Here is a 25,529-nt window from a genome sequence, read left to right on the forward strand (position 1 = left end):
ATGGACTTCACCCCGAGCGAGGAACAGTCCGCCGCACAGGGACTGGCCGCGCGCGTCTTCGGCGACCTGTCCACCCACGAGCGGCTGGCGGCGGCCGGCACGGGAACGGACGCGGAGCTGTGGAAGGAGCTGTGCGCGGCGGGACTGCCCGGCGCGGTCGAGGACGTCGGGCTGCTCGGCCTCGTCCTGCTCCTGGAGGAACAGGGCCGGACCACCGCCCAGGTCCCGTTCGCGGCCACCTGCGTGTACGGGCTGCTCGCGGTCGCCGAGCACGGCACGGCTGAGCAGCGCGAGCGCCTGCTCCCCGGCCTGCGCGACGGTACGGCGGTGGCGACGGGAGCCTTCCCGGCCCGTGGCGGCGTACGCACGTCGGGCGGGGCGCTGTACGGGGCGGCGCCCTGGGTGCCCTGGCTGCGCGATGCCACCCTGGTGCTGGTGGTGGACGCCGACCGGGCCCTGTGGATCGTCGAAGCGGGCGCGCCGGGCGTGGCCGTGGTGCCGGTGGAGACGACCGCGCCCTGGTCGGCGGGGCGGCTCGTGCTCGACGGCGTGCGCGGAGAGCGGCTCGGCGACGGGCCGGAGGCGTACGCGGCCGTCCTCGCCGCAGCCCGTACCGCGTTCGCCGGACTCCAGGCCGGGGTGTGCGCGGGCTCACTCGCCCGTGCGGTCCACCACACCTCCACCCGTGAGCAGTTCGGGCGCCCGCTCTCCACCAACCAGGGCGTCCTGCTGCGCGCCGCCGATGCCCATATGGACACCGAGGCGATCCGGGTCACCGCGTACGAGGCGGCCTGGCGGCACGACGAGCGAAGGGAGTGCGGAGCACAGGCGCTGACCGCTGCCTGGTGGGCCTCGGAGGCGGGCAAGCGGGTCGTCCACGCGGGGCAGCACCTGCACGGCGGCACCGGGGCCGACCTCGACCATCCGGTGCACCGGCACTTCCTCTGGGGCCGTCAGCTCGACGCGTATCTCGGCTGCGGCAGCGAAGTCCTTCAGGAGCTGGGCCTGTTGCTCGGGGACAGCTGTCAGGAGGACGCGTCGTGACGCGGGCGTACCGCGTCGGTGATGAGCTGCCGCCTCTGGAGATCCCGCTGACCCGGACCCTGATCGTCGCCGGGGCCATCGCCTCGCGCGACTACCAGGACGTGCACCACGACGCGGACCTGGCACGGGAGAAGGGCTCCCCCGACGTCTTCATGAACATCCTCACGACCAACGGGCTCGTCGGCCGCTACATCACCGACCACTTCGGCCCGACCGCCGTCCTCCGCAAGGTCGCGATCCGCCTCGGCGCTCCCAACTATCCCGGGGACGTCATGCGGTTGACCGGCCGCATCACCGAGCTGACCGCCGGTGGGCGAGCCGGGGCATCAGCCGGTGGACCCACCGAAGCGACCGTCCAGGTCGCCGGCGACAACGGCATCGGCCGGCACGTCACCGGCACGGTCACCGTGATCCTCCCGGCGCCGAGCGGCGAAAGGGCCGGAGCATGAGCATCCGCAGGGCCGACTCACTCGGCGGAAAGGCCGCGATCGTCGGCATCGGGGCCACCGAGTTCTCCAAGGACTCCGGCCGCAGCGAACTGAAGCTGGCCGTCGAAGCGGTCCGCGCCGCCCTCGACGACGCGGGCCTCACCCCCGCCGACGTGGACGGGCTCGTCACCTTCACCATGGACACCAGCCCCGAGGTCACCGTCGCCCAGGCGGCCGGGATCGGCGAGCTGTCGTTCTTCTCCCGGATCCACTACGGCGGCGGCGCGGCCTGTGCCACCGTGCAGCAGGCCGCCCTGGCGGTGGCGAGCGGGGTCGCTGACGTCGTCGTCTGCTACCGGGCCTTCAACGAGCGCTCCGGCCGCCGTTTCGGCTCCGGCGTCCAACGGCGCGAGCCCACCGCCGAGGGCGCGGCGCTCGGCTGGAACCTGCCGTACGGGCTGCTCACCCCGGCCTCCTGGGTGGCGATGGCGGCCCAGCGCTACCTGCACGCGTACGGCCTCGATCCGGAGGTCTTCGGGCACGTGGCGGTGGTCGACCGGCGGCACGCGGCGCGGAACCCCGCGGCGTACTTCCACGGGAAGCCGATCACGCTCGCCGACCACGCCGCCTCCCGCTGGATCGTGGAGCCGCTGCGACTGCTGGACTGCTGCCAGGAGACGGACGGCGGCCAGGCTCTCGTCGTCACCAGCCTGGAGCGCGCCCGGGACCTGCCGTGCCCGCCCGCCGTCGTCGTCGCGGCGGCGCAGGGCGCGGGCCGGTCGCAGGAACAGATGACGAGCTTCTACCGGGACGGGCTGACCGGCCTGCCGGAGACCGCCGTGGTCGCCCGGCAGCTCTGGCGCAGCTCCGGGCTGTCCCCGGCCGACATCGACGTGGGCATCCTCTACGACCACTTCACCCCGTTCGTCCTGATGCAGCTGGAGGAGTTCGGTTTCTGCGGTCCCGGCGAGGCCGGGGCGTTCGTCGCGGCCGACGCCCTGCCCCTGAACACCCATGGGGGTCAGCTGGGGGAGGCGTACCTCCACGGGATGAACGGCATCGCGGAGGCCGTCCGGCAGATCCGCGGGACCTCGGTCAACCAGGTGGTGGGGGCGGCGAGGTCGCTGGTCACGGCCGGTACAGGGGTTCCGACGTCGGGCCTGGTCATCGGCGCGGACGGCTGAGCGGCGATGCCCCGCCCCCGGGAGGCTCTCGGGGGCGGACCCTTACGGGCGGGCGGAGGCCCGTCCACCTTCAGGAGGTGCAGGGTGCACACCCCCTACAACCTGAGGCGGACGACGCTTCGGGACCTGGGGGCGATCCCCTCGGCGGTGCCCGCTCCTAGCGTTGGGTACATGACCACGCCAGTCTGCACGGGCGCCTCCAGGGCGGCCTCCGCCACCGCCGCCGGCCACCCCCACGCGTCCTACGCGTCGTTCTCCTCGTACGTACGGGTCCGTGGACCGGTCCTGCTGCGTACCGCGCGCTCGCTCACCGCGAACCCGTGCGACGCGGAGGACCTGCTGCAGACCGCGCTCGCCAAGACGTACGTCGCGTGGGAGCGGATCGAGGACCACCGGGCGCTGGACGGCTACGTCCGGCGGGCGCTGCTCAACACCCGTACCTCGCAGTGGCGCAAGCGCAAGGTCGACGAGTTCGCGTGCGAGGAGCTGCCCGAGCGGGAGGCCTTTCCGGCGCCGGACCCGGCCGAGCAGCAGTCGTTGCACGACGCGATGTGGCGCGCGGTGCTCAAGCTCCCGGACCGCCAGCGCGCGATGGTCGTCCTGCGCTATTACGAGGACCTGAGCGAGGCCCAGACGGCGGAGGTGCTAGGCGTGTCGATCGGTACGGTCAAGAGCGCCGTCTCCCGTGCCCTCGGCAAACTCCGCGAGGACCCGGAACTGACGCCGGTCCGCTGATCCGGACGGCCCGGCACGGGATCCGGAGGGCCCGGCACGGGATCCGGACGGCCCAGCACGGGATCCGGGTGACGCGGCACGGAATCCGGGCGACCCAGCAGGTTCGGCCACAGGGCCCCGAACCCGGCTCCCCGGCAGGAATTTTCCCGCGAGTAGTGACATACCGCATGGTATGTGCGCAGAATCAGCGGAACCTTACTGCCGCGTAGCGCCTACCGGGAGGACGCCGTGCTGAGCACCATGCAGGACGTACCGCTGACCGTCACCCGCATCCTGCGCCACGGGATGACGATTCATGGGAAGTCGCAGGTCACGACCTGGACCGGCGAACCCGAGCCGCACCGTGTCACCTTCGCCGAGATCGGCGCGCGCGCCACCCGGCTGGCCAACGCGCTACGCGACGAGCTGGGCGTCGACGGCGACCAGAGGGTTGCGACGCTCATGTGGAACAACTCCGTCCACGTCGAGGCGTACCTCGCGATTCCCTCCATGGGCGCCGTGCTCCACACCCTCAACCTCCGGCTGCCGCCCGAGCAGCTCGCCTGGATCGTCAACCACGCGGACGACAAGGTGGTGATCGTCAACGGCTCGCTGCTGCCGCTCCTCGTGCCGCTGCTGCCCCACCTGCCGAGCATCGAGCACGTGGTCGTGTCCGGCCCCGGTGACCGCTCCGCCCTCGCCGGTGTCACGCCGCGCGTGCACGAGTACGAGGAACTGATCGCGGGCCGCCCCACCACGTACGACTGGCCGGAGCTGGACGAACGCCAGGCCGCGGCCATGTGCTACACCTCCGGTACCACGGGCGAACCCAAGGGCGTCGTCTACTCGCACCGCTCGATCTACCTGCATTCGATGCAGGTCAACATGGCCGAGTCGATGGGGCTGACCGACAAGGACACCACGCTCGTCGTCGTGCCCCAGTTCCATGTGAACGCCTGGGGGCTGCCGCACTCCACGTTCATGAGCGGCGCCAACATGCTCATGCCGGACCGCTTCCTGCAGCCCGCCCCGCTCGCCGACATGATCGAGAGCGAGCGCCCGACGCACGCGGCCGCCGTTCCCACCATCTGGCAGGGCCTGCTCGCCGAGGTCACCGCCAACCCGCGCGACCTCACCTCCATGGCCAACGTGACCATCGGCGGCGCGGCCTGTCCGCCCTCGCTGATGGAGGCGTACGAGCAGCTCGGCGTCCGGCTCTGCCACGCCTGGGGTATGACGGAGACCTCGCCGCTCGGCACCATGGCCCGCCCGCCCGCCGGCCTGAGCGCCGACGAGGAGTGGTCCTACCGGGTCACCCAGGGCCGCTTCCCCGCCGGGGTCGAGGCACGGCTGGTCGGCCCCGGCGGCGAACACCTTCCGTGGGACGGCGAGTCGGCCGGTGAACTCGAGGTCAGAGGAGCCTGGATCGCCGCCGCCTACTACGGCGGTGCCGACGGCGAGCACCTGCGCCCCGAGGACAAGTTCAGCGAGGACGGCTGGCTGAAGACCGGCGATGTCGGCGTGATCAGCACCGACGGCTACCTCACCCTCACCGACCGGGCCAAGGACGTCATCAAGTCGGGCGGGGAGTGGATCTCCAGCGTCGAGCTGGAGAACGCGCTGATGGCCCACCCGGACGTCGCGGAGGCGGCCGTCGTCGCCGTGCCGGACGAGAAGTGGGGCGAGCGGCCGCTCGCGACCGTCGTCCTCGAGGAGGGTGCCGCCGGAACCGACTACGAGGCGTTGAAGGCGTTCCTCGCCGAGTCGGGCATCGCCAAGTGGCAGTTGCCGGAGCGCTGGTCGGTGATCGCCGCGGTGCCGAAGACGAGCGTCGGCAAGTTCGACAAGAAGGCGATCCGCAAGCAGTACGCGGAAGGCGAGCTGGACGTCACTCAGCTCTGACGTCAGTCAGTTCTGAGGTCACCCGGCTCTGAGGTCACCCGGCTCTGAGGTCACCCGGTTCAGACGTCACCCGGCTCTGAGGCTTCGGTTCCTTTCGGTTTCACGTGAAACAGGGCGGGGGTGGTACGGGACACCCGTACCGCCCTCGCCCTGTTCTGCTTTCTTCTGCCTTCCGCATCCGTCTAGTTGGTGCCGATCTTCGCCAGCAGGTCGACGATCCGCGACTGGACCTCGTCGCTGGTCGACCGTTCCGCCAGGAAGAGGACGGTCTCGCCCGATGCGAGCCGTGGCAGCTCAGCCTGGTCCATCCCGGTAGAGGTGTAGACGACCAGCGGCGTCCGGTTCAGCTGCCCGTTGGCCCGCAGCCAGTCGATGATCCCGGCGCGTCGGCGGCGTACCTGCATCAGGTCCATCACCACGAGGTTCGGCCGCATCCGGCCCGCCAGGTCGACGGCCTCGTTGTCCGTCGTGGCACGCGCCACCTGCATTCCGCGCCGCTCCAGGGTCTGCGTCAGCGCCACCGCGATCTCCTCGTGCTCCTCGATCAGGAGCACCCTCGAGGGATGCTGTTCGCTGTCACGGGGTGCCAGCGCCTTGAGCAGGACGGCCGGGTCGGCGCCGTACGCCGCTTCCCGGGTCGCCTGCCCCAGACCGGCGGTGACCAGCACCGGGACCTCGGCCGCGACGGCCGCCTGACGCAGCGACTGCAACGCGGTACGGGTGATGGGGCCGGTCAGCGGGTCGACGAAGAGCGCGGCGGGGAACGCGGCGATCTGGGCGTCCACCTCCTCGCGGGAGTTCACGATCACCGGACGGTAGCCCCGGTCGCTGAGCGCCTGCTGGGTCGGCACGTCGGGCGCGGGCCAGACCAGCAGCCGACGCGGGTTGTCCAGCGGCTCGGGCGGCAGTTCGTCGTCGACCGGGTGCGGGTGCGGCCGGTTGGCGACCTCGACCGCGCCCCCGGGCCCGTCCAGCGGCTCGGGACCCTCCGCCCCCTCGTCGGGGGCCCCTATGGCGTACGCGCGCCCTTCCGCGACGGGCGGCGCGAGCAGCTGCCCCTCGCCGTAGGCGGCACCGGGCCCGGCCTGCGCCGGCTGACCCGGCCGACCGGACTCCTGCGCCCGGTCCGGCCGCCGGTCCTGATCCTGGGGATGGGTTCGGGTCTGGTTCTGCTGCGGCCCGGAAGCCTGCGCGGGACCCGTGGGCTCGGCCGGGCCCGGCCGGTCGTCGGCGGCCCGGGCCGGGGTGCGGTCGCCCTCCGGCGGAGCGGCGAGCTTGCGGCGCCGGCCGGCCCCGCCGAGGCTCTGCGGTTGGTTCTGCTGATGCGCGAGGTGCTGGGCGAACGGCACGCCCTGGCCCAGCGTTCGTACGCTGAAGGCCCTCCCCTGCGTCGAGTCGGGGTTGCTGCCGTCCGGCATCGGCTCCTCGGCGGGCAGTGGCTGCCGCCGCGCGTCCGGGGCGGGGACGCCCGCGTCATCGTCGGCCGGGTGCGCCACCGGATCGGCGACGGCCGCGACGCCGGTGGTGTGGGTGGTCCGCCCGGTGCCGGTGTGGGCGGTCTGCCCGGTGTCGCCCCACGGAGCGAGCTCCGGCGCCGGGCTCGAAGCCTTCGGTACGCCACCGTCGTGCGGGCCGGGCGCGTGGGGCGCCGCCCCGGGGCGGTGGGCCGCTGCGGGGGCGCCGGGGAAGTCCTGCCCGGAGGTTCCGTCCGTCTGCGGGCCGGTGTGCGCCGGGGCGACGGGGTGCGCCTGCGGGGGCGTGTGACCGGCCTCCGGTGCGGTACGCGCGTGGTGCGTGCTCGCCCCGTCGCCGGGGGCCACCGGGGCGTCGGGGGCGAGCGGCGCCCGGTCCGCGTCGGCAGGCGGCAGGGCGAAGGCGGTCCGCGGTCCGGCCTCGGCCGCGGTGCGCTCCTGGGCAGCGGCCAGCGCGCGCCGGGCACGCCGCCCTCCGGACTGCTGGGGCTGCTCCGGGCCGGGGTGACCTCCGTAGCCGCCGTAGCCTTCATTGCCGCTGTTACCGCTGTTACCGCTGTTACCGCTGTTACCGCTGCTACCGCTGTTGCCGCTGTTGCCGGAGGTGAGGGCGGGAAGGGCGGGAAGGGCGGGGCGGGCGGGTTCGCCCTCACGACGTGCCCGCCGTCCGGTGGGCGGTACGGGCTGCTGCGGATCCACCGGGACACCCTGCGGCGGCACGGTCTGCCCGAGCTGCGGGCGACCACCACCCTGGGCGTTCTCGGCCGCGGTGACGACCGACCCCTCGGACGGGGCGGTGGGCGCCGCGGACGGGGCGGAGGTCAGGGCCAGCGCCCCCCGCTGCGGTGGCCGGGGCTGCTCCCGCACGGCGGACCCGGCGTCTGCCGGAACCGTGCCCGGGATCGCCTCGGCCGGGCTGGGACGGCCGCGCCGACGCCCGGAACCCTCGCCCTGCGGGGCCGGGATGAGCTCGGGGGCCTGCTGTTCCTCGGGCGCGGCCGGTCCGCGGCGCGCTCGCCGCCGCCCGGTCGGCTCGGCGGCCGGATGGTCCTCGGGAGCGGGATCCACGGTGCCGGCCGCGTTGTCGCCCACACTCTCCGGCGTACCGCCGGGGCTGTCCAGGAACGCGTCGGTGGAGGACCTGCGCGCCCGGCGGCGGCCGCCGCTCGTGACGCCCGGCGCCCCGAGGCCTTCGGGCGGGGCGGTGGCGGGCGCCGGCTCCTGCGGCCGGGCGTTCCCGTCCCCCGCCGGGGGCGCGATCGTGCCGGACGCGGTGCCGATGGGCAGGTCGAGCACGTACGCGCTGCCGCTCATGCCCGGCATCTCGTGCGTCTGGAGGACCCCGCCGTGCGCCCGGACGATGCCGCGCACGATCGGCCCATGCACGGGGTCACCCCCGGCGAACGGGCCGCGCACCTCGATCCGTACGACGTCACCGCGCTGGGCGGCGGCCACGACCACGGTGGAGTCGACATAGCCGCCTCCGGGAACCGCCCGGGTCTTGCCGGTCGAATCGACACCGCAGACGTCCGCGACGAGGTGGGCGATGGCGGTCGCGAGCCGGGGCGCGTCGACCTCGGCCTCGATCGGCGGAGCGTGCACGGCGAACTGGGCGCGTCCGGGACCGATCAGCTCGACCGCCCCGTCGATACCGCCCGTGACGATCCCGTCCACCATCGCCGGGGCCTTGCGCAGCCCCTCCACCCCCGCGTCCAGGCGCTGGTACCCCAGCACGTTGTCGACGAGCGTGGTCATCCGGGCGTACCCGGCGGCGAGATGGTGCAGGATCTGGTTGGCCTCGGGCCACAGCTGCCCGGCCGGGTCGGAGGCGAGCGTGGACAGCTCGCCGCGCAGCTCCTCCAGCGGCCCGCGCAGCGAACCGCCGAGGACGGCGGTGAGCTGGGAGTGCTGGGCGCCCAGGGAGGCCAGCAGCTCGGCCTGTCCCTCGATTTCGGCGGCGTACCGCTCGCTACGGTCGGCGAGCTCGGCGGCGTGCGCCTCCTTCAGCGCCGCCAGCCCGGCGGCGTGCGCCTCCTTGAGCGCGGTGACCTCGGCGGAGTGGCTGGTGGTCAGCTCGGCGACGACGCTCTCGTGCTGCGCCGACAACTCCTCGTACGGCCGGCGGTCGGTGAACGTCATCACCGCGCCGACGAGCTGGTCCCCGTCCCGTACCGGCGCGGTCGTGAGGTCCACCGGCACCTGCGCGCCGCTCTTGGACCACAGCACCTGCCCGCGCACCCGGTGCTTGCGCCCGGACTTGAGGGTGTCGGCGAGCGGGGAGTCCTCGTACGGGAACGGCTCGCCCTCCGCCCGCGAGTGCAGGATCAGCGGGTGCAGTTCCTGGCCGCCGAGGTCGCTGGCCCGGAAGCCGAGGATCTGAGCGGCGGCGGGGTTGACGAGGACGACGCGCCCGTCGGTGTCCGTGCCGACGACGCCCTCGGAGGCGGCCCGCAGGATCATCTCGGTCTGCCGCTGCGAACGGGCCAGCTCCGCCTCGGTGTCGACGGTGCCGGAGAGGTCCCGCACGACGAGCATGAGCAGCTCGTCACCGGTGTAGCTGGAGTGGATGTCGTTGTACGCGGCCTGCCCGCTCTCCAGGCTCGCGCTGGTGACCTCGACGGGGTACTCGTTGCCGTCGGTGCGCCGCGCGGTCATCCGCGTCGGCTTGGTCCTGCCCTGCTCGTCCGCGGTCTCGGGTCGGCGCATCGAACCCGGGATCAGCCTGGAGTCGAACTCCGGCAGCAGATCGAGCAGTCCGCGACCGACGAGCGCGGTGCCCGGGGTCTCGAACATTTCGAGGGCGATGGTGTTGGCGTTGACGACCGTGCCGTTGCAATTGACGAGCAGAAGTCCGTCAGGAAGGGCATCGAGTATGGCTGCGAGGCGAGCAGTGCCTCGGGACGGCCTGCTGCTCACGACGACGCTTCCTCCCTGATTACCGCACCTTGCCGACAGCGGGCCCCATCTTGCTCCTCGGGCCGCGCACTGTCACTGGAGGAGTCTAAGGGCAGGGGAGGCCCCGGGGGCGGCGGATGAGGGGGAGCTCTCACCAAGGTTCTGTGCGCGCCGTGGATGCCGCAGGCCCATGACGTGAGTGTCCGCGCACCCGGTGACGTGCGCGGACGCGCGGTGCGGCCAGGCCCTTCAGGTCCTGCTGGGCCCCTGGAGCCGCCTACGGCGGTTGCACGGAAGGGCGACCGCCGTAGGCACCGCCGCCGACGGACCAACGCCTCTACGCCGCCGCTGACGGACTATCGAACGTCCGGGAGTACCGGCACGAGGCTGTTCCAGCGCGCGATCTCGCATCCGTCACGGCGGCTCGCGGTGGTGTCCACGGCCCGTCCCTCCCAGGTGCCCACGATGCGCGCGGTGGCGTCGCCGCCGTGGATCATCGTGCACATCGTGCCCTCGGGGGTCGGCCGGAACAGCTCCTGCCGCCCGGACCGGGTGGCGCCGGCCTCCGCCAGCCGGTCACAGGCCGCCTGACCCTGCGGGTGACTGCCCCCGGTGGGCCCGCACTCCAGCTCGAAGGTGCCGTCGGCCCCGGCGACCCCGGTGTTCTCGACGGACACGGTGAGCCGCGTCAGAACCTCGCCCGCCTCACCCGGGCCCTCCCCCACCCCGCCGTTCAGGAACCCGGGCAGCTCCGAAACCGGCAGCGGGAGCGGCCCGAGGGCGGGCCGGGCGGCGGCGAACGGGCCGGTGGTGGGCACGGCGGAGGGCACGGGCCCGGAGGACGCGGGGCCGGAGGCGGTCGAGGCCGGTACGGCGGTGGCGAGCGCGGCGAGCGAGACGACGGCGGTGAGGGCGAGACGGCGCAGCATGCGGGAGCTCCAGGATCTCTGCAAGCACGGTCGGCCACGGGCGGCGGTCACGGACGATCACGGCCCCGCCCCGGAGCCACGGCTGACGGACGACTGACGGGCGACGACAACTGACGGAGACCGGGGCCCCCATCCCTCTCTAACGCGCACCGCGCCCGGACGTTGCGCCACCACGCCGAACTGCTTTGCCCCGGCCCCCGGAGGCCTAGTAACGTTGGCCGCGATTGGTGGCACGACACTCGACTGTGTCATCATCTGCACGCACCACTCGCGTCCGCGCGAGGTGTGTGGAGGAGGCGTCGCCTAGTCCGGTCTATGGCGCCGCACTGCTAATGCGGTTTGGGTCTTAAAGCCCATCGAGGGTTCAAATCCCTCCGCCTCCGCTCCATCCCGAAGCCCCGCGCCCCTGGCGCGGGGCTTCGGTCGTTCCGGGGCACGCGAGGGCGGGGAGGGTGTTCCGGGGCCGGATCGTGGCTGGTTCGGGAGGGTGGCCGAGATGAGCCTCGGGAGGCCGTTTCCGCAGGTCGGCAGTGGTGCAGCCAATGGATTTCGCGTCACGGCGCAGGTCATGTAATGTTGTTCTCGCAACGCCGACCGGGAAGAAAAAGCCCGGAACGCCAAGCACTCGTAGCTTAACGGATAGAGCATCTGACTACGGATCAGAAGGTTGCAGGTTCGAATCCTGCCGAGTGCACAGCAGGCCAGAGGCCCCCAGGAGAAATCCTGGGGGCCTCTGGCGTTCTCCCCGCGCGGGCGGTGGTCGGGTTGCGTGGGTGCTGCCTCGTCAGGATCTCGCCGCCCATGGACACCAGGGGCGGGGACGCGTTCGCATCGGACACGGATCGGGGAACGGACGTGGCGTTCGTCTACCGGCCGCCGCCACGGCCGGAGCCTTCGCCGTGGTGGCGGGGTAGCCGACGAGGTGCGGGGCATGACGGACGCGTCCAGCTCGGAGGTCGGCGGTGGGCTCGAAGGAGCAGGAGCAGGAGCGGGAGCGGGAGCGGGAGCGGGAGCGGGAGCGGGAGCGGGAGCGGGAGCGGGGAGGGCGTTGGCAGGGCCGGTGGTGGGCCTTCCCGCTGCTGGGGCTGATCTTCTTCGGGATGCCGTTCCTCTGGTTCGCCGCGGGCAACGTGCCGATCGGGCTGTGGGGCCTCGGCTTCGGCGTGGCGTTCATGGGCTGGATGATCTGGTTCCACCGGCGCTTCGAGCGGCGCATGGCCGCGATGCGGCGGCGGATCCAGGGCGTCGGAGGCTGCGCGTAGCATCGCCGGACCGGTGCGCGACCGGTGATCTGGTGCCGGTGGAGGAGAGCGGGGTCGGGGTGTCCGGAGGGTGGTGGTGCGCCGGGGTGCGGTGGCCCGGCGAGGTGCCCGAGCTGGGGTGGAGCAGGGGCGGTGACCGGCGGGTGAGCGTGCTCGCGTACGGGGCCGGCCTCGGGTTCCGGGCTCTCGGGGAGCGGCGCTGTGTGGGAGCCCGGGGGAACGTGTGCCCGCTGGGCGCCGTGGTGCCGGGGCGTTCCACCGGCGGGCGGTGCGCCGAGTGCGCGCGGCTGGACCGGGCGCACTCGGTGGCCGCCGACACGATGGCGGACGACCCCCGGACGTACCGCGTGTACCTCGCGTGGTTCGGTCCCGGCATGGTCAAGGTCGGGATCACCGGGGAGGAGCGCGGGGCCGCCCGGCTGAGGGAGCAGGGGGCCGTGGTCTTCAGCTGGCTGGGGCGCGGGCCCCTCATGGCGGCCCGGCGGACCGAGGAGGTGCTGCGGGCGGCCCTCGGAGTGCCCGACCGGATCCCGTACGCCAGGAAGCGGGCGGTGCGCGGGCGACTGCCCGGGCGCGAGGAGCGGGCCGCCGAGGTGGCGGAGCTGTACGGGCGGGCCGGGCGCCTCGAAGGGCACGGCCGGCCCGAGTCGTTGGAGCGGCTGCCCCTCGAGGTCGTCGATCAGGCGGAGGTCTTCGGGATCGACCGGGCGCCCGCTCCCGTCCGGTCGGTGCGGGAGCTGGTCGACGGGGGCGTCGTCGCGGGGCGGCTCGTCGCGGCGGCCGGGCCCGATCTGCACCTGGCGGTGGACGGCGTGGGCGTGGTCGTCCTGGACACGCGGCTGATCACCGGGTGGGACCTCGCGGCCGTGCCGGGAGGGGGCGCGTCCGCAAGGGGCGCTTCCGGAGGGGCCGTGCCCGGGGCGGCGGAGAGCGATGTACGTGTCCCCCTCATCGACATCGGCGGCGGCGGTGTGCAGGGTGGGCTGTTCTGACCGTCGACCGAGGGAGAGCGTCCGTGGGGCCGGAGAGCGACGACGTGGTGCGGTTCTGGAAGCGGCTCGGGCTGCCCGGGATCATCGACGTGCACACCCACTTCATGCCGGAGCAGGTCCTGCGCAAGGTATGGGCCTACTTCGACGCCGTCGGGCCGCTCACCGGCCTGGAGTGGCCGATCACCTACCGGTACGAGGAGGAGCGGCGGCTGGAGCTGCTGCGGTCGTTCGGGGTGCTGCGCTTCACCTCCATGCTCTATCCGCACAAGCCCGGCATGGCCCGCTGGCTGAACGGCTGGGCCGCCGACTTCGCCGCCCGGACCCCCGACTGCCTGCACACCGCGACCCTCTTCCCGGAGGACGGCGTGGAGGTGTACGTGAAGGAGGCCGTCGAGGCGGGGGCGCGGGTCTTCAAGTCGCACCTCCAGGTCGGCGCGTACGACGCCAACGACCCGCTCCTGGAGCCCGTGTGGGGGCTGCTCGCGGAGGCCGGCATCCCGGTCGTCATGCACTGCGGGTCGGGGCCCACGCCGGGCGCGCACACCGGGCCCGGGCCGATCGGGCGGCTGCTGACGCGTCATCCCCGGCTGCGGCTGGTCGTCGCGCACATGGGGATGCCGGAGTACGTGGAGTTCCTGGCGCTGGCGGAGGCGTATCCGGAGGTCCGGCTCGACACGACGATGGCGTTCACCGACTTCAGCGAGGGGTTCAGCCCCTTCCCGGCGGCGGAGCGGGGGCGGCTCGCCGACCTCGGGGACCGCATCCTGCTGGGGACCGACTTCCCGAACATTCCCTACCCGTACGTCCATCAACTCCAGGCGCTGGAGCGGCTCGGGCTGGGGGAGGAGTGGCTGCGGGCGGTCTGTCACGGGAACGCGGAGGCGCTGTTCCCCACCCGGTTCTGAAGGTCCCCACCCGGTTCTGACGGTCCCCACCCGGTTCTGACGGTCCTGACGGTTCCCACCCGGTTCTGACGGTCCCCGGACGTGCCTCTCTCGAAATCAACGCGGCGGACGGCTTTCTCAGGCAATTCACAGGAACGGGTCAGGCTTCTCTCACGGGTGTCTCAGAGAGTGGTCCCCATGACGACGATGACCTCGCCCCAGGGGCGTACCGAACTGCTCAGGCCGGACCGTACCCCCGTAAGGGTCCTGGTCGTGGACGACGAGGCCCCGCTCGCCGAGCTGCTCTCGATGGCCCTGCGGTACGAGGGGTGGGAGGTGCGCAGCGCCGGGGACGGGGCCGGGGCCGTCCGGGCCGCGCGGGACTTCCGCCCGGACGCGGTGGTCCTGGACGTGATGCTCCCGGACATGGACGGGCTGTCCGTGCTGGGCCGGCTGCGCCGCGAGTACGACGACGTGCCGGTCCTCTTCCTGACCGCCCGGGACGCCGTCGAGGACCGGATCGTCGGGCTCACCGCGGGCGGCGACGACTACGTGACCAAGCCGTTCAGCCTGGAGGAGGTCGTGGCCCGGCTGCGTGGGCTCATCCGCCGCTCGGGCGCGGCCGTCGCCGCCGGGCGGAGCGAGTCCACGCTCGTCGTCGGGGACCTGGTGCTCGACGAGGACAGCCACGAGGTGAGCCGGGGCGGGGACGAGATCCACGTCACGGCCACCGAGTTCGAGCTGCTGCGCTTCCTGATGCGCAATCCGCGCCGGGTGCTCAGCAAGGCGCAGATCCTCGACCGGGTCTGGAACTACGACTTCGGCGGCCAGGCCAACGTCGTCGAGCTCTACATCTCCTACCTCCGCAAGAAGATCGACGCCGGGCGCGCGCCGATGATCCACACCCGGCGCGGCGCGGGGTATCTGATCAAGCCCGGTGAGTAGGCGAGGGGCGGTGGGCGGTGCCGCGGCGGCCATGGGCGCCGCGGAGCCGGCTCGTCGTGTCCGCCGGGCGCCGGGGCCGACCCGCGCACGGAGGTCGGGCAGGTGGGCGTGCGCTCAACCGGATGTTCGTGCACGGTCGGTTCGGCCGTCGCGGCCCGCCGGGAGAGCGAGACGCGGGGCCGCCGGTTCGTCGCGGATCTCCTCCTGGGTGACGGAGAACTTCACCGAGGTCACCGAGGTCACCGAGAGCCCGAGTTCACCGTCGGCACCGAGTTCACCGTCGGCAGCGCCACGTTCTACGACCCGACGCAGTCCACCGGTTGACGCCCGGGGCGTACGCGGCCGGGCTCAGAACCCGGCCGCGTACGTCCAGAAGTCCCGCATGACCTGCGGTGCGGCCGGCCCGGACATCTCCATCTGGGTGAGCAGGACGGCGACGGTGCCCGTGGACGGGACGATGTGCGCTGTGGTGCCGGTTCCGCCGACCCAGCCGTAGCGGCCGAGGACGTTCCAGGGGGCTGCGATCTCGATGTCCACCGCACCGCCGAACCCCCAGCCCTGCCCCTCCGTGAACAGTCCGCTCGCGGCGCGCTGGTCCGGGGTGAGGTGGTCGGTGATCATCTGGCGGACCGACTCTGCGGTCAGCACCCGGTGGCCGTCGTCGCTCAGGCCTCCGGCGAGCAGCATCCGGCCGAAGGCGGCCCAGTCGTCCACGGTCGAGACCAGGCCGCCCGCGCCGGACGGGAAGGCGGGCGGGCTGCTCCACTGCCCGTCCGGGGCGTCGACCAGTACCGGATCGCTTCCGCTGTCCGCCCCGGCCCGGTAGTAGCCCGTGAACCGGTCCAGCGCGGCGGGCTCCACGGCGAACCCGGTGTCCGTCATGCCGAGGGGCTCGAACAGCCGCTCTGCCAGATACGCGGGCAGCGGGCGGTCGGCGACCCGGGCGATGAGGACGCCGAGGATGTCGGAGCACGTGTTGTAGAGCCAGCCGTCGCCCGGCTGGTGCAGCAGCGGGACACGGGACAGCGCGGCCATCCAGGCGTCCGGCGCGGGGACGGCCTGCGGCTGTGGCGGGCCCTGTTTCAGCTCGGCGAACAGCGGGGCGACGGCCGGGAGCGAGAAGTCGGAGGGGAAGCCGTATCCGGCCCGGAAGGTCAGCAGGTCCAGCAGGGTGATCGGGCGGACCGCCGACACCACGTCGTCGACCGGGCTCCGCGGAGTCCGTACGACCAGGGGTGCGGCCAGCTCGGGCAGCCATGCCGCGACCGGGTCGGCGGGGGCGATCAGGCCGTCCTCGACGAGCGTCATGGCGGCTGCCGCCACGATCGGCTTGGTGACCGAGGCGATGCGGAAGAGCGAGTCCCGCCGCATCGGCGCGGACCCGGCGAGGCCGGCCGTACCGGCCGACACCACCTCGGTCCGTCCGCCCCGGGCGACCAGGGCCACCGCGCCCGGCATCGACCCCTTGGCGATGTGGGTGTCCAGCAGTTCGTGCAGGGGGGTGGTGGTCATGGGTCGTCCTTCTTCGTCCGGTACCGCGTGTGCTGTCGGAGGCCTGCCCCACGGGGGGTGTCCCGCGGCGGGCGACCGCGGGTGGTGGACCGGGCGCGGCCCTCGGACAGGAGGACGCGCGCCGGCCGTAAAAGGAGGCTTTCGGGCCGGAACTGGAGACTCCCGGACTGTCCGGGACTCATCGGCCGGGCTCCGGGTCTCGTAGGCCCCGCCCAGGTTGCATCGGCCGGGCTCTGGGTCTCGTTGGCCTGGGGTCTCGAGGGCCCCGCCCCGAACTCATCCGTCCGGCCCTCGTCGGTGGGCTCATCGGCTGCCTCCTCCCCGTACCAGCAGGTCCGCCACCACCGGCCGGTGGTCGGAGGCGAGGGTCTCCGGCACCCACGCCTTCCGCACCGTGATCCCGGTGCTCGGCCCGCCCTTCGACACCGCCACGAAGTCGATCCGCTTGACCGGGTCTCGTGCCGGGAAGGTGGGCGCGTCCGGGTCGGCGTCCGTCAGCTCCCGCCACAACGGGGCCAGTTCCGGTGCGGCGGGCTCCGCGTTGAAGTCGCCGAGCAGGATCCGCGGGCCCCGGTCCTCGGCCATGATCCGCCGGGTGTCGGCGACCTGGGCGACGCGGACGGCGGGGGCCGGGCGGTAGTCGAGGTGGGTCACGTACACGTGCACGGCCAGCCCCCGTACCCGTACGACGACCTCGCCGAACCCCGGGGCGGGGGCGGGGACCGGGTTCGGGTCCTGGGTGGAGAGACGGGTGATCTCGTGGTTCTCGGCGCTCACGATCCGGTGCCGCGACAGCACGGCCACCCCGTACTCCGCCCGAGGGCCGCCCGGTCGGGCCGGGTCCAGGCTGTAGATCGGGGCGAAGGAGACGTGCATGCGCAGCCGCTGTGCCAGCTCTCCCGCGAGATCCCGCCATCCGCTCCGGTCGCCCCAGTGCCGGTCGACCTCCTGAAGCCCGATCACATCAGCGTCGAGCGAACGGAGTTCGGCCGTCTGGCGGTCCAGGTCGAAGACACCGTCCATGCCCGCCCCGGCGTGGATGTTGTATGTGGCGACCCGTAGCGGCAGGCCCCCGCCGGAGGGGTGGCGGGCCGTGGTGGCGGCGGCGGGCGGCGCGATGAGGGCGCCCAAGAGGGATGCGACGAGCAGGAGTTGAGGGGTGCGAGAGGTACGGCGACGCAGCGACATGGCTCTCCAACCGGCCGAAAATCGCGCACCTTGTCAGGTCAGCGACGAGAACCGTACCGCCCGGTCGTCGCGCGGGTCCTCCGGCGCGGCCGGTCCGGCTCCACGGATACCGACTTGTACGACGTACAGCAACTGCCTTACGGTGTACATCGCCTACGTCCCGTACGCCGTACAACTACTCCGGAGCGAGCTGTCGCCGCACCGGGAGCTGAAGGAGCCCGCATGACGGCGCCCGTCGCACAGAGATCAGACCTCGCCCCCCAGGGGCATCCGCAACGCTGGCTGATCCTCGGCGTCATCTGCCTGGCCCAGCTCACCGTGCTGCTCGACAACACCGTCCTCAACGTCGCGATCCCCTCCCTCACCACGGAGTTGAACGCCTCCACCGCCGACGTGCAGTGGATGATCAACGCCTACTCGCTCGTCCAGTCCGGTCTGCTGCTCACCGCCGGCAGCTCCGCCGACCGCTACGGGCGCAAGAAGATGCTGATCGTGGGCCTCGCCCTGTTCGGCGTCGGCTCGCTCGCGGCCGGGCTCTCCCAGTCCTCGGGCCAGCTCATCGCGGCCCGCGCCGGGATGGGTATCGGGGGCGCGCTGCTGATCACCACCACGCTCGCCGTCGTGGTCCAGATCTTCGACGACGCCGAGCGGGTCAAGGCGATCGGGATCTGGTCGACCGTCAACTCCCTCGGCTTCGCGGCGGGACCGCTGTTCGGCGGGATCGTCCTCGACCACTTCTGGTGGGGCGCGATCTTCCTCATCAACATCCCGGTCGCCCTGATCGCCCTGGCCGCCGTCGTCCGGCTCGTACCGGAGTCGAAGAACGGGCGGGGGGAGCGGCCGGACCTGCTGGGCGCGCTGCTCTCCACGATCGGCATGACGGCCGTCGTCTTCGCGATCATCTCCGGGCCCGAGCACGGCTGGACGTCCGTGCGGGTGCTGCTGACGGCGTCTCTGGGGATCGTCGTGATGGCCGGATTCGTCCGGTGGGAGCTCCACATCCCGAACCCGATGCTCGACATGCACTTCTTCCGGAACCAGAAGTTCATCGGCGCGGTGGCGGGCGCGATCCTGGTCGCCTTCGGCATGGGCGGTTCGCTCTTCCTGCTCACCCAGCACCTTCAGTTCGTGCTCGGGTACGGGCCGTTGGAGGCGGGGCTGCGTACCGCTCCGATGGCGCTCACGGTGGTCGCCCTCAACCTGACCGGCCTGGGCGCCCGCCTCGTGCGGAAGATCGGGACGCCGGTCGTCATCGCGGCGGGGATGAGCTGTCTGGCGGCCGGACTCGCCGCGATCGCGCTGCTCGGGCGGGCCGGGTACGGCGGCATGCTGTTCGGCCTGGTCGTGATGGGTGCGGGGATCGCCCTGGCGATGCCCGCGATGGCCAACGCCATCATGAGCGCGATCCCGCCGGAGAAGGCCGGGGTGGGCGCGGGGGTCAACGGCACGCTCGCGGAGTTCGGCAACGGACTCGGGGTCGCGGTGCTCGGCGCCGTGATGAACGCCCGGTTCGCCGCTCTCGTGCCGGCCGCCGTCGGCGCCGCCTCGCTGCCGGCGGCCCTGGCCGCCGCCGACGGGCCCGCCGCCCGGGAGCAGATCAAGGACGCCTTCGCCTCGGGCCTGGAGGTCAGCCAGCTGGTGGGCTCGGTCGCGGTGCTGGCGGGCGGGCTGCTCGCCGCGCTCCTGCTGCACCGGGCCGAGCGGGTGGAGCGGGCGAAGGCACTGCCGGCCGGTGCGGCGAAGGCCGGTGCGGTGAAGGCGGGGACGGGGATGGCCGGGACGGGGATGACCGGTGCGGCGAAGGCCGGGGACCGGGCGGACTCGACGGGACCGGCGGCATAGCATCGAACCGGACGCGCGGACCGGACCACCAGTGTCCGGTCCGCCGTCCTTCCGGCAGGACGGCTCGGTCCCGCCCTTCCGACAGGACCGCTCGGCGGAGCGGTCCGCGCAAGACGAGGAGAGTGCGCCATGGTGTCCGAGTCCGACCGTGAGTCCGTGTCCGGGCCGGAGCCCGGGGCCGGCCGCGCGAACGACGCCGCGCGGACCAGCGTGTGGCTGGACCGTGGGGCTCCCTCGCGCTCCCGCAGGTCCGAGTCCCCGGCGGGCCTGGACCGCAACCGGATCACCGAGGCGTCGGTGCGGCTGCTGGACGCCGACGGCCTCGCCAAGTTCTCGATGCGCCGGCTCGCCGCCGAGCTGGACGTCACCGCGATGTCCCTCTACTGGTACGTCGACACCAAGGACGACCTGCTGGAGCTGGCCCTCGACTCGGTCTACGCCGAGATCGCCCCGCCCCGCGAGGACGGTGACTGGCGGGACCGGCTGCGGGAGCTGGCCCGCAGCTACCGCGAACTCCTCGTCCGCCACATCTGGATCTCCCCGCTGGCCGGGACCTTCCTCAACATCGGCCCGAACTCCATGCTGTTCTCGTATGCCGTCCAGACCGTCGTCCGGGCCACCGGACTGCCCCTGGAACGGCAGACGGGCGCGCTCTCGGCGGTCTTCCAGTTCGTGTACGGATTCGGCACCGTCGAGGGCCACTTCAAGGCGCGGTGCGACGCGACCGGGCTGACCCAGGACGAGTACCACCAGCAGGCGATGGGCACGATCAGGGCGCAGCCGCACCTGCGGCGGATCACCGAGACGTCGGACGAACTGATGGCGGCCCGGGGCGGGAAGACGGTCGAGGAGATGCGCGAACGGGACTTCGTCTTCGCGCTGGATCTGCTGATCGCGGGCATCGAGGCGGTGCGCGACCGGTCGGGCTCGCCCGCCCGGTAGTCGCTTCTCCGGGGAACGCTCAGTACCCGCGCACCACGTCCACCGTCAGCTCGGGCCGGCGGCCCGCCGTCACGGCCTCCCAGCAGGCGCTGAAGTCGACGGAGACGTCCTCGTCGGTGGTGATCCCCGAGGAGTGCGAGGTGATGACCGTACGGGGCAGGTTCCACACCGGGTCGCCGGGCGCGGCCGGCTCCTTCGGCAACACGTCCAGCACCGCGCGCCGCAGCCGGCCGTCCCGCAGCGCGGTCTCCAGCGCCCCCATGTCCACGGTCGCGCCCCGCCCCACGTTGACGAACGTCGCCCCGCGCACCGCCGCGAGCCTGTCGGCCCCGAAGAAGCCCTCCGTGGCCCCGGTCAGCGGCAGCGTGGAGATCACCCAGCGGGCCTCGCCCAGCACCTCGGTGTCCTCGGCGGCCCCGATCACGCGGTCGAAGCCGGGCACCACCCGGGCGTTGCCCGGCGCGGGCCCGGACCGTGCCGTGCGGGCGACGCCCACGGTGTTGACCCCGCAGGCGCCCAGCAGCCGCCCGACGGCCGCGCCGATGCGACCGGTCCCGTAGATCAGCGCGGTCTGCCCGACGATGAGCTCCGAGGGGAGGCGCTCCCAGTGCGCGCGGGCGTGCCGGTCGGTGAACTCCGGTACGGACTGGCACTCGGCGAGCATCCAGGCCAGGACGTACTGGGCCATCCGCTCGCCCATCCGGCCCACGGTCCTGGTCAGGAGCGCCGAGCCCGGCCAGGTACCTCCGGCGAACAGCGGGTCGGTCCCCGCGTTGACGCTGTGGAACCAGAGCAGCCGGCTCGTCCGCAGCGCGTCGGGCAGTGTCTCGCCCACGCACAGGAGAGGCGCGTCGCCCGGCGGCGGGACGTCCTTCAGCGGCTCCGCGTCCCGCCCGGTGATGCGCTCCAGTTCCCGCACCAGACCGCTGTCGAGCGTGGGCGCGACGAGCAGCCGGGCTCTTGTGAGGGCGTCGGGCGCGGGCAGCGGGGCCGGGACGGGCAGCCCACAGCCGAGGAGCGAGTGGGGCGGCTGCCCCGGGACGGGTATCGGCGGAACAGGCCCGGTGTTCCCGGCCTCTCCGGCCTTCCCGGCTTCTCCTGCCTCTCCGGCCTCTCTCTTCTCTCCGGTCATCGCGGGGTCAGCTCCCCGGGGCCTGGTGGGCCGGGAAGCCGCCGGTGGCGACGGGACCCCAGCGCTCCGGGGTGACCCTGATGATCGACTTGCCCTGCTTCACCATCGCCGCCCGGTATTCGTCCCAGTCAGGGTGCTCGCCCGAGATGTTCCGGAAGTACTCGACGAGCGGCTCGACGGAGTCCGGGGCGTCGATGACCTCCGCCGAACCGTCGACCTGTACCCACGGCCCGTCCCACTCGTCCGACAGCACGATCACGCTGACCCGGTCGTCGCGCCGCGCGTTGCGGGTCTTGGCGCGCTCGGGGTACGTCGACATGACGATCCGCCCCGCGTCGTCCACGCCGCAGGTCAGCGGGGAGCCCTGGGGGCGGCCGTCGGCCCGGGTGGTGAGCAGGACCGCCCGGTGCCGGGGGCGTACGAACGCCAGCAACTCGTCGAGCTCCACGGAGGTGTTGGTCGCGATGTTCGGTGCCATGCCCACCACCCTACGACCGGGCCGGGTCACTGCCCGGGCAGCGCCTCTCCCTGTACCGCCTGGATGTCCAGCTCCACGCGCAGGGTCGTGCCGATCGCGGAGATGCCCGCCTGGACGACCTGGTTGTAGTTCATCGCGAAGTCGGCGCGGCGCAGTTCGGCGGTGGCGTGGAAAGCGGCGCGCACCCCGCCCCACGGGTCGGGCCCGGTGCCGAGGTAGCTGAGGTAGAGGTCGACGGGGCGCGAGACGCCGTGCATGGTCAGTTCGCCGTGCACGGTCCAGCGGTCGGGTCCTGCCGGGTCCAGCGCGGTGGAGCTGTAGGTGATCTCCGGATACCGGTCCACGTCCAGGAAGTCGGGCGAGCGCAGGTGCTTGTCCCGCATCTCGTTGCCGGTGTCGATACCGGCCGCCCTGATCACCGCGTCGACCCGGGAGCGGGAGACGTCCTGGGCGATCTCGATCCGGCCGCCGAAGTCGGTGAAGCGGCCGTGCACACTGGAGATCCCCAGGTGCTGGGCGACCGCGCCGACCGAGGAGTGCGCGGGGTCCAGCGACCAGACGCCCGGCGGCGGCAGCTCCACCCCGCCCTGGCGGGCCAGCACGATCTGGCCGCCCTCGATCCGGCCGCTCGCGGTGACGAGGGCGGTGGAGGCGGCGGGCGCGTACCCGACCGCCGTGACGATCACCGTGTACGCGCCGGCCATCAGGGAACCGTCCGTCCGGACGGCCCCCTCCTCGTCGGCCGCGGCACGCAGCACCTGGGCGCCGGTCATGTCGGTGACGGTGACGACGGCGTGCTGGACCGCCCAGCCGTCCCGCGTCCGTACCTGTACGCGAAGTCCCATCCCGTATCTCTCTCCTAGCTCGATGACCCGCGGCCGGCCCGAAGGAGGCCGGGGCCACATGAGTCGGGCCCCGGGGAGGCTACGGCAGGCCGTCCCCTGCTCGCCGTACCCGCCACCGGGGCCCATTTCCACCCGGTCGTGACAGCCTCTCCGCTGGAAGTGCCGTCCGACCAGGGGTCTTCGCGATCCCTTCACGTGCTCGCGCGCATTCCTCTGGGCGCGAGCGAGCCTGTATCGAAGGGGCCGGTACCCAGGCCTCAGTCCGAAGTGATCAATCCGAAGTGATCAGCCTGAGGGCCCGAAGTGATCAGTCCGGGGGGCAATCACTGCCCCGGGTGCGCGAGTTCGATGTCGTGCCCGTCGACTACCGGGCCGCTCACGGTCAGCGATCCGGCCACCGGCGGGTAGCCGGTGGCGATGACCGCGTACTCGCCCGCGTCCAGGTCGGTGAAGGCGTACGCCCCGTCCTCGCCGGTCGTCGCGGTGGCGACCACGTTGCCCGCCGCGTCGATCAGCGTGACCCGCGCATCGGTCAGCGGACTCCGGGCGGACCCGGCCCGCACGACGCCCCGGACCAGCGCGCCGGACCGCAGCGCGGCCTCGACGCGGGTGACGCCCTGGCCGCCGATCTCCACCGGCAGCGCCAGCGGACGGAAGCCGGCCGCGTTGACCGCGACGGTCACGGAGCCCGGGATCAGCTCGCCGAAGGCGAACGCGCCGGACGGCCCGGACGCTCCGGTGGCCAGCACGTGGCCCCGGACGTCGGCCACGACGACCATCGCGCCGTCGACGGGGGCGCCGGACTGGGCGGCCGTGACCGTTCCGGCCAGTCCGCTCGTACCGGACAGCAGGATGTCGAAGGCCGGCGGCCCCTCGCCGACGACCACCGTGGACGCCTGCGGCCGGAAGCCGTCGGCGGAGGCGATCAGCACGTAGCTGCCGGAGCCGGGGGCGTCCAGGGTGTAGCCGCCGTCGGGCCCGGCCACGGAGCGTCCGAGCTGCCGGCCGCCCAGCGAGATCAGGGTGACGGCTGCGCCGGCCACCGGAGCGCCCTCCGCACCGCGCACCACACCGTGAACCGAGGCGCCCCCCTGAATGCCGTCGACGCCGTCGACGGTGTCGTACGAGGCGGAGGCAGGAGCGGGATCAGGGGCGGGATCAGGGGCGAGGTCAGGGGCGGGGGTCTCGGCGGTGTCGAGCGAGATGACCCCGGCCGCGCCCTCGGAGGCAAGCCCGGCCGCGCCGACGGCGGCGGGTACGGGGACCTCGGCCGTCCCGGCGGCGGCCGGGGCATCGACGGGGGAGTCGTTCGTCACGCTGCTCTTCAGCGCGACCTCCTTGATGAAGATCGTCACGATGAAGGCGACGAGCGCGGCCGGAGCGGCGTACAGGAAGACGTCGCCGACGCCGTGCCCGTACGCGGCCTCCATGACCAGGCGCAGGGGCTCGGGCAGCTTGTCCAGGTCGGGGATGCCCCCGCCCCCGGTACCGCCGTGGCCGAACGCCGCACCCTTGGGGCCGAGGTCGGCGATGCCTTCCTCGACGTAGTGGGTGACCCGGTTGCCCAGGACCGCGCCCAGCGCCGAGACGCCGATCGCACCGCCGAGGGAGCGGAAGAAGGTGACGACGGAGCTCGCGGAACCGAGGTCCTCGGGAGCGACCTGGTTCTGGGTGGCGAGGACCAGGTTCTGCATCATCATGCCGATGCCGAGTCCCATGACGAACATGTAGACCGCGACGTGCCAGTACGCGGTGTCGTACCGGATCGTGCCGAGCATCCCGAGCCCGGCCGTGACCAGGAAGCCGCCGGCGACCAGCCACGCCTTCCAGCGCCCGGTCCTGGTGATGACCTGGCCGGAGACGGTCGAGGAGAGGAAGAGGCCCGCGATCATCGGGATGGTCATCACGCCGGACATCGTCGGCGACTTGCCGCGCGCCAGCTGGAAGTACTGGCTGAAGAAGACGGTGCCCGAGAACATCGCGATGCCGACGAACAGCGAGGCGATCGAGGCCAACGTGAGGGTGCGGTTGCGGAAGAGGCGCAGCGGGATGATCGGTTCCTCGGCCCGCGACTCGATGAAGACGAAGATCAGGCCGAGCAGGACCGAGCCCGCGACCATCACATACGTCTGCCAGGACAACCAGTCGTACTTGTCGCCCGCGAAGGTCACCCAGACCAGGAGCAGGGAGACGGCGGCGCTGATGAAGAACGCGCCGGTCCAGTCGACCTTGACGCCCTCGCGCTTGACGACCGGGAGCTTCAGGGTCTTCTGGAGCACGATCAGCGCGATGACCGCGAACGGCACACCCACGTAGAAGCACCAGCGCCAGCCCATCCAGCTGGTGTCGGTGATGACGCCGCCGAGCAGCGGACCGCCGACGGTGGCGACGGCGAAGACCGCGCCCAGGTAACCGCTGTAACGCCCGCGCTCGCGTGGGGCGATCATCGCGGCCATGACGATCTGCGCGAGCGCGGAGAGGCCGCCGACGCCGATGCCCTGGACGACCCGGCAGGCGATGAGCATGCCGCTGCTGGTCGACAGACCGGCGACGACCGAGCCCAGGACATAGATGACCAGGGCTATCTGGACCAGCAGCTTCTTGCTGAAGAGGTCCGAGAGCTTGCCCCAGAGCGGGGTGGTGGCGGTCATGGCCAGCAGCGAGGCCGTCACGACCCAGGTGTAGGCGCTCTGGCCGCCGCCGAGGTCGGAGATGATCTCGGGCAGGGCGTTGGAGACGACCGTCGACGACAGGATCGCGACGAACATGCCGAGCAGCAGCCCGGTCAGCGCCTCCATGATCTGCCGGTGTGTCATCGGCGTTCCGTCGGGGGCGCCGGAGGCGGTGGCGCCCGCGTGCCCTCCGTGCTTGGCGTGGCCGCCCCGCACACCGGTGGGTGTGGTCGTAGCCATTGAGTTCCTTATCCGTGCGAATTTGCT

General features: G+C 72.8%; 20 protein-coding genes and 2 tRNA genes. 14 read left to right on the top strand and 8 right to left on the bottom strand.

The genetic code is table 11. The features are described from left to right. The 5 genes from ACZ60Q_RS08415 to ACZ60Q_RS08435 all read left to right on the top strand — a co-directional run bounded on the left by ACZ60Q_RS08415 (position 1) and on the right by ACZ60Q_RS08435 (position 5,272). On the top strand, positions 1-1,044 hold the full coding sequence (locus ACZ60Q_RS08415) for an acyl-CoA dehydrogenase family protein (protein ID WP_469630214.1): 1,044 nt from the start codon (positions 1-3) through the stop codon (positions 1,042-1,044). Then, on the top strand, positions 1,041-1,493 hold the full coding sequence (locus tag ACZ60Q_RS08420) for a MaoC family dehydratase (protein WP_469630217.1): 453 nt from the start codon (positions 1,041-1,043) through the stop codon (positions 1,491-1,493). Before ACZ60Q_RS08415 ends, ACZ60Q_RS08420 begins: the two co-directional genes overlap by 4 nt. After that, on the top strand, positions 1,490-2,656 hold the full coding sequence (locus ACZ60Q_RS08425; RefSeq protein ID WP_469630220.1) for a lipid-transfer protein: 1,167 nt from the start codon (positions 1,490-1,492) through the stop codon (positions 2,654-2,656). Before ACZ60Q_RS08420 ends, ACZ60Q_RS08425 begins: the two co-directional genes overlap by 4 nt. Positions 2,657-2,827: 171 nt before the next feature. Continuing rightward, on the top strand, positions 2,828-3,391 hold the full coding sequence (locus ACZ60Q_RS08430) for a SigE family RNA polymerase sigma factor (RefSeq protein ID WP_469630223.1): 564 nt from the start codon (positions 2,828-2,830) through the stop codon (positions 3,389-3,391). A gap of 228 nt (positions 3,392-3,619) precedes the next feature. Further along, on the top strand, positions 3,620-5,272 hold the full coding sequence (locus tag ACZ60Q_RS08435; protein WP_469630226.1) for a long-chain fatty acid--CoA ligase: 1,653 nt from the start codon (positions 3,620-3,622) through the stop codon (positions 5,270-5,272). Between the two features lie 182 nt (positions 5,273-5,454). Here ACZ60Q_RS08435 and ACZ60Q_RS08440 read toward each other — a convergent pair whose 3' ends face one another. Both ACZ60Q_RS08440 and ACZ60Q_RS08445 read right to left on the bottom strand, forming a co-directional pair. Beyond that, positions 5,455-9,660 (bottom strand): hybrid sensor histidine kinase/response regulator, encoded by a 4,206-nt coding sequence (locus ACZ60Q_RS08440; protein WP_469630229.1) that lies wholly within the window; start codon positions 9,658-9,660, stop codon positions 5,455-5,457. A gap of 335 nt (positions 9,661-9,995) precedes the next feature. Continuing rightward, positions 9,996-10,568 (bottom strand): SSI family serine proteinase inhibitor, encoded by a 573-nt coding sequence (locus tag ACZ60Q_RS08445; RefSeq protein ID WP_469630232.1) that lies wholly within the window; start codon positions 10,566-10,568, stop codon positions 9,996-9,998. Between the two features lie 292 nt (positions 10,569-10,860). Between ACZ60Q_RS08445 and ACZ60Q_RS08450 the strand changes: the two genes are divergently transcribed. The 7 genes from ACZ60Q_RS08450 to ACZ60Q_RS08480 all read left to right on the top strand — a co-directional run bounded on the left by ACZ60Q_RS08450 (position 10,861) and on the right by ACZ60Q_RS08480 (position 14,975). Next, positions 10,861-10,951: transfer RNA gene (locus ACZ60Q_RS08450), tRNA-Ser, on the top strand. 238 nt (positions 10,952-11,189) lie between these two features. After that, positions 11,190-11,262 (top strand) — tRNA-Arg (locus tag ACZ60Q_RS08455). 268 nt (positions 11,263-11,530) lie between these two features. Further along, a complete protein-coding gene (locus ACZ60Q_RS08460) occupies positions 11,531-11,830 on the top strand; it encodes a hypothetical protein (RefSeq protein WP_469630235.1) in 300 nt (99 codons plus the stop codon). A 59-nt stretch (positions 11,831-11,889) separates the two neighbouring features. Continuing rightward, positions 11,890-12,822, top strand: coding sequence for a DUF2797 domain-containing protein (locus ACZ60Q_RS08465; protein WP_469630238.1), 933 nt, complete (start codon positions 11,890-11,892; stop codon positions 12,820-12,822). A gap of 23 nt (positions 12,823-12,845) precedes the next feature. Continuing rightward, on the top strand, positions 12,846-13,727 hold the full coding sequence (locus ACZ60Q_RS08470) for an amidohydrolase family protein (protein WP_469630240.1): 882 nt from the start codon (positions 12,846-12,848) through the stop codon (positions 13,725-13,727). 177 nt (positions 13,728-13,904) lie between these two features. Then, a complete protein-coding gene (locus ACZ60Q_RS08475) occupies positions 13,905-14,651 on the top strand; it encodes a response regulator transcription factor (protein WP_469630243.1) in 747 nt (248 codons plus the stop codon). Between the two features lie 102 nt (positions 14,652-14,753). Further along, a complete protein-coding gene (locus ACZ60Q_RS08480) occupies positions 14,754-14,975 on the top strand; it encodes a hypothetical protein (protein ID WP_469630246.1) in 222 nt (73 codons plus the stop codon). 24 nt (positions 14,976-14,999) lie between these two features. Here ACZ60Q_RS08480 and ACZ60Q_RS08485 read toward each other — a convergent pair whose 3' ends face one another. Further along, entirely contained in the window at positions 15,000-16,163 is a 1,164-nt protein-coding gene (locus tag ACZ60Q_RS08485) for a serine hydrolase domain-containing protein (RefSeq protein ID WP_469630248.1), read from the bottom strand. A gap of 303 nt (positions 16,164-16,466) precedes the next feature. Continuing rightward, complete coding sequence (locus ACZ60Q_RS08490; protein ID WP_469630251.1) at positions 16,467-17,351, bottom strand: endonuclease/exonuclease/phosphatase family protein; 885 nt, start codon at positions 17,349-17,351, stop codon at positions 16,467-16,469. A 222-nt stretch (positions 17,352-17,573) separates the two neighbouring features. Here ACZ60Q_RS08490 and ACZ60Q_RS08495 point away from each other — a divergent pair, with 222 nt between their 5' ends. Both ACZ60Q_RS08495 and ACZ60Q_RS08500 read left to right on the top strand, forming a co-directional pair. Next, on the top strand, positions 17,574-19,193 hold the full coding sequence (locus ACZ60Q_RS08495) for an MFS transporter (RefSeq protein WP_469630254.1): 1,620 nt from the start codon (positions 17,574-17,576) through the stop codon (positions 19,191-19,193). A gap of 129 nt (positions 19,194-19,322) precedes the next feature. Further along, complete coding sequence (locus tag ACZ60Q_RS08500; RefSeq protein WP_469630257.1) at positions 19,323-20,135, top strand: TetR/AcrR family transcriptional regulator; 813 nt, start codon at positions 19,323-19,325, stop codon at positions 20,133-20,135. 19 nt (positions 20,136-20,154) lie between these two features. Here ACZ60Q_RS08500 and ACZ60Q_RS08505 read toward each other — a convergent pair whose 3' ends face one another. The 4 genes from ACZ60Q_RS08505 to ACZ60Q_RS08520 all read right to left on the bottom strand — a co-directional run bounded on the left by ACZ60Q_RS08505 (position 20,155) and on the right by ACZ60Q_RS08520 (position 25,406). Next, positions 20,155-21,138 carry an NAD(P)-dependent oxidoreductase gene (locus ACZ60Q_RS08505; protein WP_469631251.1) on the bottom strand — a complete coding sequence of 328 codons (984 nt, stop codon included), beginning with the start codon at positions 21,136-21,138 and terminating at the stop codon, positions 20,155-20,157. A 136-nt stretch (positions 21,139-21,274) separates the two neighbouring features. After that, positions 21,275-21,745: a PPOX class F420-dependent oxidoreductase gene (locus ACZ60Q_RS08510; protein ID WP_469630258.1), complete on the bottom strand. Its 471-nt coding sequence runs from the start codon at positions 21,743-21,745 to the stop codon at positions 21,275-21,277. Positions 21,746-21,771: 26 nt separating this feature from the next. Beyond that, entirely contained in the window at positions 21,772-22,590 is an 819-nt protein-coding gene (locus ACZ60Q_RS08515; protein WP_469630261.1) for a YceI family protein, read from the bottom strand. Positions 22,591-22,913: 323 nt separating this feature from the next. Further along, positions 22,914-25,406 (bottom strand): MFS transporter, encoded by a 2,493-nt coding sequence (locus ACZ60Q_RS08520; RefSeq protein ID WP_469631254.1) that lies wholly within the window; start codon positions 25,404-25,406, stop codon positions 22,914-22,916. Positions 25,407-25,529 lie beyond the last annotated feature (123 nt).

It is taken from the genome of Streptomyces sp. NPDC104313 (assembly GCF_055583985.1).